Genomic DNA, 12,864 nt, shown 5'->3' with positions numbered 1-12,864 from the left:
AACGCGGGTTTTTTTGATTTCCGCGGCGCTATTAAGGTATCCTCGCGCAGTGAACGCTGAGCGCAGACCTCGGCTGCTGGTGGCCGACGACGAACCCGACCTCCTGCTGCTCATGAAGGACGCGCTCGAGCACGCGGGCTACGAGGTCCGCACCGCGGCGAACGGGGAGGACGCGCTCGCCGCCATCCGGGAGGAGCTCCCGGACGTGGCCATCCTCGACCTCTGGATGCCGCGCAAGGACGGCTTCAGCGTCTGCCGCGAGCTCAAGGCCGACCCCGGCCTGCGCCACCTGCCCGTCGTCATCCTCTCGGCCGCCGGCCAGCGCGAGAACAAGGTCCAAGGCCTCGACATCGGCGCCGACGACTTCATCACCAAGCCGGTGGAGATGACCGAACTCTTCGCCCGCATCCGCATGATCCTGCGGCGCGCCCGGGAAGGCCTCGACGCCAACCCGCTGACGCGCCTGCCCGGCAACGTCATGATCGAGAACCGCATCAGCGCCGCGGTGTCCTCCGGAGAGCCCTTCGCGGTGCTCTATCTCGACCTCAACGGCTTCAAGGCCTACAACGACAACTACGGCTACGACGCCGGCGACCGCGTGCTGAAGGCGACGGCGGCGCTGCTCGTCGGCATCGTCCGGGAACTCGGAGGCGGGGCGGACTTCCTCGGCCACATCGGCGGAGACGATTTCATCCTGCTCACCCGTCCCGACCTCATGGAGGCCTACTGCCGCCGCGTCGTCAACGAGTTCGACCAGACGGCTCCGACCTTCTACAAGCCCGAAGACCGCGAACGCGGCCGCATCACCGCGCGGGACCGGCAGGGACGGATCACGGAATATCCCCTGCTCTCCATCGCCATCGGCGTCTGCCACAACCGCCTGCGCCCCATCGCCTCCTACGGACAGGTCAGCCGGATCGGCTCGGAGCTCAAGAAGTTCGCGAAGGCTGAATCGGGGTCTCGGTATATGATCGATCGGAGAAAAGATTGAGTCAGTTTCCTTAACTCCCCTTCCCGGCGGATTGAGCTCCACGAAAAAAGAGCGCCCGGACCCCTGATGGGGTCGGGCGCTCCTTTTGGAGGCCGTCGTACGGCGGACTATTGCTGGATTCCCCCCTCCCCTGCCCCTCCCCGTAGGGGAGGGCAGTAAGGAAGTGTCACCAGCAGCAGCTGTCCTACTGTAGAGACCCCTGGTGCTCCCAGAGGTAAGCCTTCTCGTCTTGGGAGAACGTCTCGAACTGCGCCTTCGCGGCCTTCACGGCCGCTTGCTTTGAGGAGACGCGGCCGAGCTCCGCGCGGGTCGCGTCCAGCTCCGCCTGCAGCGAGGGGGCGTTCGGGTCGTTGGGGACGACGAGCATCCCGTCGATGGCCCCGATGAGCTGGACCAGGCGGTTCGACTCGGAAGCCAGGCCCGCCTCGAGGTCCTTGAGCGTCTGCACTCCCCGAGACTTGAGGACCTGGACCCCGCCGGAGGGGTCGTTCTCGACCCAGAGGCGGAGGGTCGCCGCGACCTTCTCGTCGCGGTGCCCGTCGATGTCCTCCATGTCCATGCGCGTTCCGCCGAGTTCGAAGAAGGTCTCGGCCGCGCGGCTGGCGACCATGTAGCGCTTCTCGGCGGACTCCGGGAAGTCCTTGAGCATGAGCTCGGCCGTCTCGCGGGCGATGAGGATGCCCAGGTAGCGGTGGGAAACGGGCTCCATGGCCAGCGGGCTGACGTAGACCGCGGGGACCTTGCGATCGGCGGCGGAGTCGCCCAGCCACGCGTGTGCGCTGCCGTCCTGGACCAGGTCGTTGAACTCGACGACGGCGTTGTTGTCGCGCAGCCACTCCACGAGGGAAGCGGCGGTGCCCGGCTGGTCGTTCATCGAGACCAGGACGGAGTCCAACAGACGCTTCGGAGCGGCCTTGCGGTCGGCGGCCTGGATGCCGGCGGCGACGGTCTTCCCGCCGCGCAGGGCCTGAACGCGGATTCCCTGCAGCTGGGCGGCGAACGCGCCGTCGGTGAGGGATTGCGCGGACGCCGTTCCACAGAGGGCGGCGAGCAGCGCGAGGACGAAGGTGCTCTTCATCGTGCGGCCTCCTGGGGGCCCCGGAGGGGTTCCATGGGCTCCCAGAACAAGAGTGTATCAGCCGGAGCCGGTTCCACCTTGGGCCGAAGGGGACCGGAGATCGGAGGTATTGGGCCCCTCATAAAAGGGTCCGCGGGCCTGTATTCTTTCTGGGTCCTGCAACTCCACTTCCTGCGGTATGGGGGTGAAGGGCGAAGGGTCCTCAAAATGGAGGAAGGGTCTGTGGCGTCACTTGGAAAGGTCGAATACCTCGAGTGTCCCGTCGGGCGTGGTCCGCATAGCGACGGTCTGTCCGTTGTCGAAGAAGAAGCCCTGCGCCTCGGGGCCCACCATGGAGGCGTCCACGATGTAGGCCGCGAAGCCTCCGGTGCCGACTCCGGCGTTCTCGATGAAGACCAGGCCCTGGCGGCGCGGGTCGGGCCGCGTGGGGTTGGCGGACGAATCCACGTCGTCGGCATGGAAGAAGCGGTAATGGTGGCGCCCCAGCGAGGCGGCCGCGCCGGTGATGTAGGACTTCTTCTGCAGTTCGAGGATGGTGTGCTTATAGACGGGCAGGTCCTCCCCGGCGCGGAAGACCTGGACGATGTTGCTGGCCTTGGGGCGGAAGATGCTCACGTCGAAGTCGAGACGGTACGCCGTCCCGCCGATGCGCCAGTCCCCCCTCATCCCCATCTCGAAGCGATGGAAGACGGGCTCCTTCCAGTCCGGAGCCCTCACCGCGAGGTACGGATTTCCCTGGAGACTGAAGGAGATCGTCATGGAGACGCGGCCCGCGGGGGTGTCGAAGCCGTCGGCCCCGTGCCAGTGTCGGTCCTTGAGCGCGGAAAGGTCGAGACGGACGTCCGGCTCCCCCAGCGCGTTGACCGGGCCCAGAGGAGTCACGCGCGTCTCGGGCGGAACGCTGAGGCCGGTCTTCCGGAGCGGGGACGGCGTCACGGCGTGCGCGCCGCCGATGGAGGGGACTTCCCAGACGCCCTGGGGAGGGATCGCGCGCTGGAGCCAGGGAGCCGGAGGCGCGCCCGCCTGGATGACCGCCAGGGAGGCCGGGAGCTCGAGACGCTTATGCGCGCCGGACTGGGCGAAGACGCCGGACGAGAGCAAAAGGAGGGCCAAAGGCGCGCCGACGCTCAAGCGTGTCATCCGGGATATCTTAGCCGGTCCAGCGCGCCGGCGCAGGGGTCGAAAGGACCCCTGCGGCCCGGACGGTGGTCCTATGAGGAATAGGACCCGCTCAGCGGGACTTCGCTCGGTCGCGCTGGAGGGCCGCCCAGGAGCGGTCGTAGGTCCGCTCGGCCTCCGCGGAGAAGAAGCAGGCCGGGAACTGGCCCATGTCCCGGTGATAGGACAGGCAGGCGCAACAATTCCCCTTCTTGGAGCAGTCGTAGGTGCAGTTGCAGCCGTTGCGGTTCGCGTTCGTATTCGGGCAGGCGATCATGCGGAGGCCTTCGCGGGCCGGTGCATGAGCCAGCGCCCGGCCGCGATGAGGCCCAGCGGGCTCAGGCAGGCGACGGCCCCGTAGATGAGCCACATCGTGCCGGTATCCTGCGGTCCGCTCTGCGGCACGAAGCGGTTGAGCATCGTGCCGGAGTAGAGCCCGGTGGTGAACTTGGCGAGGAACCACGGGATGCCGGCCAGCCCCATGTACGCGCCGACCCGGCCGGGCGGCGCGATCTCGGAGACGTACTCGAGGAAGCGCGACGACCAGACCGCCTCGCCGAGCGAGAAGAGCAGCACGTACGCGATGAGGGCGTGGAGGTTCGGGCCGGGCACGAGCAGGAAGGTCGTCAGCGCGGAGAGCGTCGTGCCGATGACCATCATCGTGATGACGCTGACGCGCCGGGTGAGGGCGGCGATGAGCGGCACGAAGATCACGATGATGAGCGGGTTGAGGCCGCTGATCCACTCGTACTTCGCGCCGACCGCGGCCGGATAGGCGCGCATGATGTAGTCGGGCAGGGTCAGCCACTGGTGCGCGAAGAGCGTGCGCACGGGCAGCAGGATGAAGATGAAGAACATGAAGCGCGCGTCGAGGAAGGGGAGCTCCCGGAGCATCTCGCCGAACGGTTTCTCGGGTCCCTCCGCCTTCGGCACCGCCGCGGGGTCGCGGTCCTCGCGCTCCACCTTCGCGGTGAAGAGGCCCAGATGCGAGACGAGCATCAGCGCGGTGATGGCGATGCAGAGCCAGAAGACCCCCGGGATGCCCCAGCCGAGGCCTTTCACGCCTCCGAGGAAAGGCGCGTCGGTGCGCACGAAAGGAGAGAAGAAGCTCTCGGCCATGATGCCGAGATTCATGATCGCGTAGAGGAGGCTGTAGCTGATGGTCGCGGTGCGCGCGTCGGTGTACTCCTTGACGCCCGCGTAGAGCGCGGGCTGGATCACGCCCTCGCCGAAAGCCATCACGATGAGCCCGGCCCAGGCCGCCGCGTGCGCGGCGCCGCCGAACGCGGGAGAGAGCACGAGAAGCGCCCGGCCGCCGAGGAGCATCCCCAGGCAGAGCGTGAGCGCGCGGCGCACGCCGATCCGGTCCGAGATGAACCCGCCGCCGAACATGAAGAGCGTGACCAGACCGGTGAACATCGAGACGCTCAGCCCGGTGAGCTTGTCGCTCATGTGCAGGACCATGCTCCCGAGGAAGAGGGTCATGAGGTTGAGCATCCCGAAGTAGGCGATGCCGTCCCCGAAGTTCACGACGTTGACGAGCCAGAAGCCCCGGGAGGCCCCGAAGAGGAGCTTGAAGGTCTCCTTGAGCGGCAGCTGCTCCTTATCGATCCGGTCGTCTTCCATGGTCACTCCCTTTCAAGGACATAGCCGACCCCGCGCACCGAACGCAGGCGCCGCGCGGCGGGACCCAGGCGGCGGCGCAGGCGCTGGATGTGCCGGTCGAGCGTCTCGGGGTTCATCGCCTCCGCCTTCCCGCCCGGCCAGAGGCGCTCGAGCAGGGCCGCGCGCGGCAGGGCGATCCCGGGGCTCTCGAGGAAGAGCTTCAGGAGCTCGAACTCATAGAGCGGCAGCTCCACGGGCCTCCGCCAGCCCCGGCCGTATCGGAGCCGGAGGGTGCGCCGCCCCACGTCGATGCGCAGTCCCCCCTCCTCGAGCTCCCCGCTCGAAGGCCGTCGGCCGGCGAGCACGCGCCGCGCGAGCGCGGCGCCCTCGAGCGTGAGCGGGACGACGTCCGAGGCGCCGGAGGCGAGCGCGACGCTCAGCGCCGGCCCGTAGAGGTCCTTCTCGGCGGCAAGGCAGACGAAGGCGGGAGCGCAGAGTCGCAGCGCCGCGGCGGCGGCCTGGAGGTCGCGGCAGGCGGCGAGGTCGAGGACGGCGAGGTCGTAGGGCTGCGGCGGAACGGGGACGTGCGCGCGCGTCTCCACGGCCGCGGCCTCCGCGCGCAGAGCGCGAGCGACCCGCTCCGCGACCGCGGCGTCCCTGACGACGAGCAGGACCTTCACGCCGGATAGTATAGGATAAGGTCAGGCGGCCCCAACGAGGCCGCCTGACCTTTTCGTCTGCGAAACGAATCCGCAGACCCCGCGCACGCCCCCGTTCAGGGCGCGCGCTGGGTGACTTCGAGGAGGTGGTAGCCGAACTCGGTCTTCACCGGGCCCTGCACCTTCCCGACCTCGGCGCTGAAGACGACCTTGTCGAACTCGGGGACCATCTCGCCTGGGCCGAACTCCCCCAGCTCTCCCCCGCTGCGGCCGGAGGGACACTTGGAGTGCTTCTTCGCGAGCTCCGCGAAATCGGCGCCTCCTTCGAGCTGCTTCTTGAGGTCGAGGCAGGCTTTCTCCGACTCTACGAGGATGTGGCGGGCGCGGGCGCGGGGCATGTTCCCTCCTGATTGAACGGCGATGGCCGCCGCGGGTGCGGCCTGCGGGAATCATACATAAGTACGCCGAAGAACAGGGGAGGGAGGACGGCGCGGGCGGTCTATTCGGCGCGGAGCAGCGAGATCTCGATGCGCCGGTTCTTGGCCTTGTTCTCGAGCGAGTCGTTGGCGGCCATGGGGCGGTACTCGCCATAGCCGATGCCCGAGAGCCGCTCGGGCGACACCCCCGCCTCCTGCAGGACCTTGAGGACGGCGTAGGCGCGCGCCATCGAGAGCTCCCAGTTGGACTTGTACTTCCCGCGGTGGATGGGGACGTTGTCGGTATGGCCTTCGACGCGGATCTCGTTCTTGAGATCGACCATCTCGGTGGCGATGGACTTGAGGATCGGGACCGCGCTCTCCTTGAGTTCCGCGCTCCCGGAATCGAAAAGAACGCCTTCCTTGAGCTCGATGCGCACGCGCTTCTCGGTGGCGATGACGTTCATGCTCCCGGCCGTCCCCTCCTTCTGCGCCTGCTCCTGCAGGCGCTGAGAGGCGAAGAACTCCTTGTCGCGCTGGAGCGCGCGCTCCTGGAGCGCGGGGTCGACCTTGCCGCCGAAGACGCGCTGGATCTGCATCATCGACTCCTCGACCTGGTGCTTCTCGGGGTTCACCTTCTTGGCGAGGGTGTAGGAAAGCATGATGAGGAAGAGGATCATGAGGTAGCTCATGAGGTCGCCGTAGACGACGGCCCAGAGCGCTCCTCGGTTGAGGTGCGCCTCGAGCTCCTCTTTGCGGAATCGGTAGACGGCCATGCCTCTCCCTAGCGGAACGCCTGCAGGCGGCGCTCGAGCACGAGCGGCACCGTGCCCTGCATCATGCCCACGACGCCCTCGATGATCATCGCCTTGACCTTGATCTCCTCCCAGAGCCGGAAGCGCATCTTTCCGGCCACGGGCACGCAGACCATGTTGGCCAGCAGGATGCCGTAGAAGGCCGTGGTGATGGCGACGGCCATGGCGGGGCCGACCTTGTCGGGGTCGGAGATCTGCTTGAGCACGCGCACGATGCCGATGAGGGTTCCGATGAGGCCGAACATCGGGGAAAGGACGCCGGCCGTCCGCACGACGTTGATGACCTCGTTGTAGCGGTCGACCTTGTTGTTGACCTCGGTCTCCAGCACGCGGCGCACGAAGTCGGCGTTGTTGTACTCCATCGCGGTGGTCGCCGCCTGGAAGAGGAAGCCGCCCCCGGTCTTCTCGTCGACGCCGCGCAGGGCGCCGAGCCCGCGCGCCTGCACCTGCTCGGCCAGGCGCACGAGGATGGGGACGAGCTCGGAGGGGTCGCCATAGGGGTCTTTGCGGATGAGGTTGAGCACCGAGCCGATGGTCTCGCGGATGTAGCGCGCGGGGGTGTTCACGAGCATCGCGATGGCGGTGCCGCCGAAGACGATGCCGATGCCGTGCCAGTTGAGGAAGATGCCGCCCAGCTCGCCGGAGACGAGCCCGAGGGTCAGCATGATGAGCACTCCGAAGAGGCCGATGCTGGTGGTCAGGTCCATTCCCATGATGTCGTTCCTCTATGCGCCCTTGCCGCCCTGGTGCCGTTCGACCCAGGCGTTGACGACGGCCATGCGCTTGTCGATCTCGAGCTGGACGGCGTCGAGGCTCCGGCGCAGCTCCGCGAGCCGCGCGCGCAGAGCCCCGGAAGCCATCGAACCCGGCGGCTCCTGGCGGAGGGCCTCGATCGTCCGGGTCATCTCCGCGGAGAGTTCGTCGCGCTTCTGCATCGATTCTACAAGAGTCTCGAGGGCGGCCTCCACCAGCAGTTCCGGGCCGCCGCCGCGGAACCACTTGCCGGCCGACTGCTTGAGCGCCTGGAGCACGCCGCTCTCCCAGGAGAGGCGCTTCTGGCTCTCGCTCATGCGCGCCTTCTCGGACTCCTCGAGGCGGCGTTCGAGGTCGGCCATCTTCCCCATGACCACGGCGAGTTCGGGCAGAGGCATGGGCCGCAGGTCCGCAGGCGCCAGCGGCCTCTGCGGCGCTCGCTCGGGATCGGGCGCCGGCGCGGCGGACGCCTCACCGGCGTCCGGCCGAGGGGCGGGAGTCGGCGAGAGAACGGGGATGGGAGGAAGCGCGGCGTCCGGTCCGGCTCCGCCCGTCGACGGCGCGGACGCCGCCGGAGCGCGCGCAGCCTCTTTGAGGCCGGCGGCCTTCGCTCCTTCGACTCGCGCGCGAAGCAGCGCCTGGAGTTCCTCGGCGCCGTTCTCCTTCTCGAGGAACGCCAGGACGTCCTGGACGGGGAGCATGCGCAGCTCGGCCATCGCCAGGCGGGCCCCCAGGTCCTCGATGCGGTGCTGGGCGAGCGCGTACTGCTCGCGCAGCTGACGGTCGAAGGCGACGGCCCGCTGCTGCTCGCGCATGGAATGGAAGAGCTCCTCGACCTCCTTCTGCGCCTTGCGCTGGGCCTCTTCGCGTTCGCGGAGCACGATGTTCGCGCGGATGGCCTCCTGCTGGGCGAGCTCGAGCCTGCGCTCGAGCAGCTCGACCTTGGTGTGCAGGAAGAGCGTCAGCTCGGTCGGCGGCGCCGGCGGGGTCGGCGGCGGCGGGAGCGGCGGCTCCTCGACGGGCGCCTCCTCGGCCGGCGGCGCGGGCGGCGCCTGGAGGGCTGTGAGCTTCTGCTCGAGCTCCGAGATCTTCGTGCGCAGAGGCGCGAGCAGTTCGTCGGAGACCGGCGCGGCGGCGGGCGCGGGGGGAGGCGCCTCCTCCGGAGGAGGGGCCTCCTCGCCGCGCAGACGCGCCAGAAGGGAATCGACTTTGGCCATGGCTATCCTTTAGTACGCCTAACCGAGCTGTCCCGCCCCCTCCATCAGCGGAGGGGGAGCCTCTTCCTTCGGCCTTTCCGCGAGCATCTCGATGTGACGGCTGACGGGGTTCGTGATGCGCCCGTCGGCGACGAGCTTCGCCACCGCCGCCACGATGCGCTCGTGGGCCTTCTCGACGGCCGCCTCCGAGGGCCGGCCGACCTGCATGAGCTGGCTGAGGATGCTCCAGGTCTTGGGGAGCATCTGCGCCTTGAGGGCCGTGACGAGCTCCTCGGGCGCGTCGTAGAGCGCGAACGCCCACTCCTCCAGGGTGACCGAGGAGAGCACGAGCGACCAGTCCTTCTCCTCGATGTCGGAGATGTCCTCGAAAAGGAGGATCTTGGCGCGCACCTGGCGCGCGAGCTCGGGGTCCTGGGCCTCGAGGAGCTTGAGGAGCTCGCGCTTCTCCGGCAGTGTCGAGCTCTCGAGCATGTCGAAGAGGTTCGCGCTCCCGCCGATGGCGCTCTCCAGACGGCGCTCGAGCTCCTCCTTGATGGTGGCGACCATCTCCTGGTCCACGAAGCGCACCCGTCCGAGCTGGGCGAGCACCGTCCCATACACGCTCGGGGGGAGCTTCGCGAGGAAGGCCTTCTTCGTGTCGGGCGGCAGGTGCGCCGTCACGAGCGCGATGTTCTCGGCGTCCTGTCCCCGGAGCAGGACGTTCAGCGTGTCCACCTGTTCCGGCCGCACGTTGAAGACGATCTTCGTCTGAGCGACCGCCGCCTCCACGGGCCCCTCTTCTTTCTTCTCTTCCTCTTCCTCCTCGGCCGCAGGCTGCCCCTGCCCGCCGAAGTCCATCTGCAGCTGGTGGGCCTGGGCCTGCGCCATGGAGTCCATGGCCTCGGCGAGCTTCAGGAAGCAGGCGGCCACCACCACGAGGGTGATGAGGGTCATGAGGCTGATGAGTCCGTACTTGAAGAGGAGGCTGGCCGCCTCCGGGGTGTACCAGATCGTCCGCCAGGCCGGGGCGAAGGGCGCGCGCACGACCGTGAGCGCGTCGCCGCGCTCGGGCTGGACGTCGAGCACGTCCGAGACGATCTTGGAGAGTTCGTCGCCCTGCTTGACGTCCACCGTGCGGTCGAGGATCAGGATGACGTTGAGGCGCTTGACGAAGGCGGAGGGGAAGGAGTTCTGACGCTCGTAGGAGCGGGTCTGCGAAGGTCCGGCCATGGCGTCCTGCGTCGGGACCCCGGGAAGGAGCTCCGGCCCCGAGACCTGAGCGCCGACGTTCTGCCAGAGGAAGAGGATGTTCTTGTCCTCGGGGGAGACCGCGCCGCTCTTCACGTCGAAGCGTTCGATGCGGGTGAAGTCGAGGGTCGCGTCCACGACGACCCGCGCGCGGCTCGGCCCGAGCAGATGGAGGAGCACCGACTCCGCCTTCTCCTGCAGGGCCTTCTCGTAGCGCGCCTTCTCCTCGATGGGCAGCGCGGTCTGCGGCTGCTGCGCCAGAGCGCGGCCGCCGAAAGGGAGCAGCAGGAGCAGCAGGGCCGCGGCTCCGGCGCGGGCGAGCGCCGGGAACTTCGGCGGCTTGAGCGGGATGCGGTACCAGAAGGTGGCGCCCTTGCCGAGGCCCGCGGAGTCCACCCCGATCTCGCCGAAGTGGGACTTCACGATCTCCTGCGCGATGGAGAGCCCGAGCCCCCAGCCCTGTTTGCGGGACTTCTGGTCCATGAACTGCGACTGGTAGAACTTCTCGAAGACGCTCTTGCGCTCGGAAGGGTGGATGCCGGGACCGCTGTCCTTCACCTTGAAGGTGGCGGTGCGCAGGCTCACGCTCACGAGGAGCTCGACCTTGCCGCCCGCAGGGGTGAACTTGACGGCGTTGTTGAGGAAGTTCATCAGCGCCTGCACGAGGCGGAAGCGGTCGCCGACGACCGTGGAGTCCGGCGCGATCTCGGGCGCGACGAAGAGCACGCCTTTCTTCTGCGCGATGACCCCGATGGCGGGCACGATGTCGTTGAGCATGCTCGAGATGTCGAAGGGCTGCTTGTCCATCTTGAGCTTGCCGGCCTCGATGACGGCCAGGTCGGTCAGGTCGGCCATGAGGCGGTTCATCTGGTCGGTGCCGCGGACGATGTAGTCCACGTACTTCGTCTGGGTGGGCTCGAGCTTCTGGCGGCTGAGCATCTCGCCGAAGCCCTTGATGGAGGCCAGCGGGGTGCGCATGTCGTGGACGACCATCGAGAGGAACTTGGACTTCATGCTGTTCAGCCGCGCGAGCTCCTGGTTGTTCACCTGCAGGCGCGCCGAAAGCCCCTCCAGCTCCCTGCTGCGCTGGAAGACCTGGCTCTGCGCCGTCGCCAGCTGCGTCATGAAGCGCATGATCTCCTGGCGGTCCGTCTGCCGCTTGCGCGAATACTTGTTGAACTGGAAGAAGCTCGAGAGCTGGCCGACGACGACCATGCTGGCCGCCAGCGTGAGGAACAGGACGGGGACGAGGACGACGACGACTACGCCCATGTCCGCTCCTTCCGGGGTTCCCCCCCCGTGAGTGTAGCGGGGAGGACGCCGGGATTCATTTCGGAGATGTTGCCGTTCACGGCCGGAGCCCCTGCTGGGTCATGAAGCCCCGCAGCTTGTCGTCGTTCGGGTTGATCTCGAGCGCCTTCCGCCAGGCCTCGGCGGCCCGTTCCTTGTCGCTGGACGCGAAATACGCGGAGCCGAGTCGGGTCCAGGCCAGCGCGTTGCCGGGCTGCAGCCAGAGCGATTCGCGCAGCAGCGTGATCGCGGCTTCGAAGCGGCGCGCGTAGATCGCCTCCATCGCGCGGCGCATCTTGAGCTCGGAGAGCCGCAGCGGCGGCAGCACCTGGTCGCGGTCGATGGTGCGGCCGCTGAGGTTCGCCACGGCGTCGAGGAGTCGTCCGTAGACGCCTTTGCCCGGCTCGGCGCCGAGCGCCGCGTGCGCGAGCACGGTCGCGCGGTCCTCCTCGCGGGACGCGTAGGCGTCGATGGCCGCCGCGGCGACGAGAGCGGCCGGCGAATCCTCGGCGAGGGTCTCGCTGTCCTCGGGATGGGCTTCGAGGTCCATGCGCTTGACGAGCCGGTGCAGGCGCTCGGCGCGCGCGCGCCACTCGGCTCCGACCTTGGGGTCGATGCCCAGCGCGGTCTCGAGGTCGTGCAGGCCTTTGAGATAGTTCCGCTTCTTGAGCTCCCCCTGCGCGTTGTTGAGGTATTCGCTCGCGAAGTACTGCATCTTGCGCGCCTGGACCTGAGGCGCGAAGCGGTAGCCGACCGAGATGCGCTGCGACATCCCGAGAACCGGGTGGTTGAGCATCGCGACGTCGACGGAATAGCGGCTGCGGAAGAGGAAACCGCCGCCGAAGGAGAGGGCCTGGTCGACGAGCCCGAAGCGCAGCGCCATGATCCCCATGGTGTACTCGGTGCCGACGCGCAGCTCTCCGGCGTCGGAGTAGTCCGCGGCGAGCGCGAGGGGGCCCACGACGCGGTAGGCCGCGCCGACGCGGAAGGCGGGTTTGAGGCTGTCGTCGGTGTCCCCCTGCTTGAAAGACATGACGTTCTGCGCGGTGAAGCCGAAGCTGAGCTTATCGCCCGCGTAGGGTCCCATCTGCGCGCCGAGGTCCACGCCGTAGAGGCTGTCCCCCGAGGCGCCGCCCATCGTGCGCCGCAGCATCTTGCCCTTCATGCCGAGGGAGAGCAGCGGATAGAGGACGCCGCGCCAGGCCGTCGCGAAGCCGAGCGCCATCTCGGAGTAGCCGAAACCCCCGGTGGAATTGTTGTTCTCGTCGCGCCCTTCCGCCCCGCCGACGTTGAGCCGGATGAACTCGACGCCCCAGCCGCCGGCCTTGCGGCGCTTGTTCTGAGCATAGGCGGCGTAATCGTAGGCGGCGCCCTCGTAGAGCGCGGCGTGCATGAAGGTCACCTCGCGCGCCTGCAGCAGGCCGAGTCCCGCGGGGTTGTAGTAGACGGAGGAGGCGTCGCTGACGAGAGCCGTGTGCGCGGAGCCCATCCCCAGCGCGCGCGCGCCCGCGCCGAAGTTGAAGATCTGCCCGGCGCGGCCCGCCGTCTCGTCGGCGAGGACGGGAGCGGACGCGGCCCAAAGCAGAAGGGCTCCGAGAACGATGCCTCGGACTTTCACACTATTAGTGTAACGGCCTCTCACTTTTAAACACGAA

General features: G+C 68.1%; 12 protein-coding genes. 1 reads left to right on the top strand and 11 read right to left on the bottom strand.

Annotated elements, in window-relative coordinates; translation table 11 throughout:
- Positions 1-49: 49 nt before the first annotated feature.
- On the top strand, positions 50-991 hold the full coding sequence (locus WC969_09340; GenBank protein MFA6030045.1) for a response regulator: 942 nt from the start codon (positions 50-52) through the stop codon (positions 989-991).
- A 184-nt stretch (positions 992-1,175) separates the two neighbouring features.
- Here WC969_09340 and WC969_09335 read toward each other — a convergent pair whose 3' ends face one another.
- From WC969_09335 to WC969_09285, 11 genes are all read right to left on the bottom strand, one after another.
- The gene (locus tag WC969_09335; GenBank protein MFA6030044.1) at positions 1,176-2,069 is read right to left on the bottom strand and encodes a hypothetical protein; all 894 of its coding nucleotides are present in this window, start codon (positions 2,067-2,069) and stop codon (positions 1,176-1,178) included.
- 228 nt (positions 2,070-2,297) lie between these two features.
- Positions 2,298-3,209, bottom strand: coding sequence for a hypothetical protein (locus WC969_09330; protein ID MFA6030043.1), 912 nt, complete (start codon positions 3,207-3,209; stop codon positions 2,298-2,300).
- Positions 3,210-3,300: 91 nt separating this feature from the next.
- Complete coding sequence (locus tag WC969_09325; protein ID MFA6030042.1) at positions 3,301-3,504, bottom strand: hypothetical protein; 204 nt, start codon at positions 3,502-3,504, stop codon at positions 3,301-3,303.
- Positions 3,501-4,853, bottom strand: coding sequence for an MFS transporter (locus WC969_09320; GenBank protein ID MFA6030041.1), 1,353 nt, complete (start codon positions 4,851-4,853; stop codon positions 3,501-3,503). Before WC969_09320 ends, WC969_09325 begins: the two co-directional genes overlap by 4 nt.
- A gap of 2 nt (positions 4,854-4,855) precedes the next feature.
- Complete coding sequence (locus WC969_09315) at positions 4,856-5,512, bottom strand: winged helix-turn-helix domain-containing protein (protein ID MFA6030040.1); 657 nt, start codon at positions 5,510-5,512, stop codon at positions 4,856-4,858.
- Positions 5,513-5,607: 95 nt separating this feature from the next.
- Positions 5,608-5,889, bottom strand: coding sequence for a peptidylprolyl isomerase (locus tag WC969_09310; protein MFA6030039.1), 282 nt, complete (start codon positions 5,887-5,889; stop codon positions 5,608-5,610).
- A 101-nt stretch (positions 5,890-5,990) separates the two neighbouring features.
- Positions 5,991-6,683 (bottom strand): OmpA family protein, encoded by a 693-nt coding sequence (locus WC969_09305; GenBank protein ID MFA6030038.1) that lies wholly within the window; start codon positions 6,681-6,683, stop codon positions 5,991-5,993.
- Between the two features lie 8 nt (positions 6,684-6,691).
- A complete protein-coding gene (locus WC969_09300; protein ID MFA6030037.1) occupies positions 6,692-7,435 on the bottom strand; it encodes a MotA/TolQ/ExbB proton channel family protein in 744 nt (247 codons plus the stop codon).
- A 12-nt stretch (positions 7,436-7,447) separates the two neighbouring features.
- On the bottom strand, positions 7,448-8,692 hold the full coding sequence (locus WC969_09295; GenBank protein MFA6030036.1) for a hypothetical protein: 1,245 nt from the start codon (positions 8,690-8,692) through the stop codon (positions 7,448-7,450).
- A gap of 18 nt (positions 8,693-8,710) precedes the next feature.
- Positions 8,711-11,191, bottom strand: a complete 2,481-nt coding sequence (locus WC969_09290) for an ATP-binding protein (protein MFA6030035.1) — start codon at positions 11,189-11,191, stop codon at positions 8,711-8,713.
- Positions 11,192-11,267: 76 nt separating this feature from the next.
- Positions 11,268-12,827: a tetratricopeptide repeat protein gene (locus WC969_09285; GenBank protein ID MFA6030034.1), complete on the bottom strand. Its 1,560-nt coding sequence runs from the start codon at positions 12,825-12,827 to the stop codon at positions 11,268-11,270.
- Positions 12,828-12,864 lie beyond the last annotated feature (37 nt).

The sequence above is a fragment of the Elusimicrobiota bacterium genome (genome assembly GCA_041660925.1).
Taxonomy (GTDB): Bacteria; Elusimicrobiota; Elusimicrobia; order UBA1565; family UBA1565; genus JBAZUV01.
Note: the sequence above shows the minus strand (reverse complement) of the source record. Positions and strands in the feature narration are given on the sequence as shown.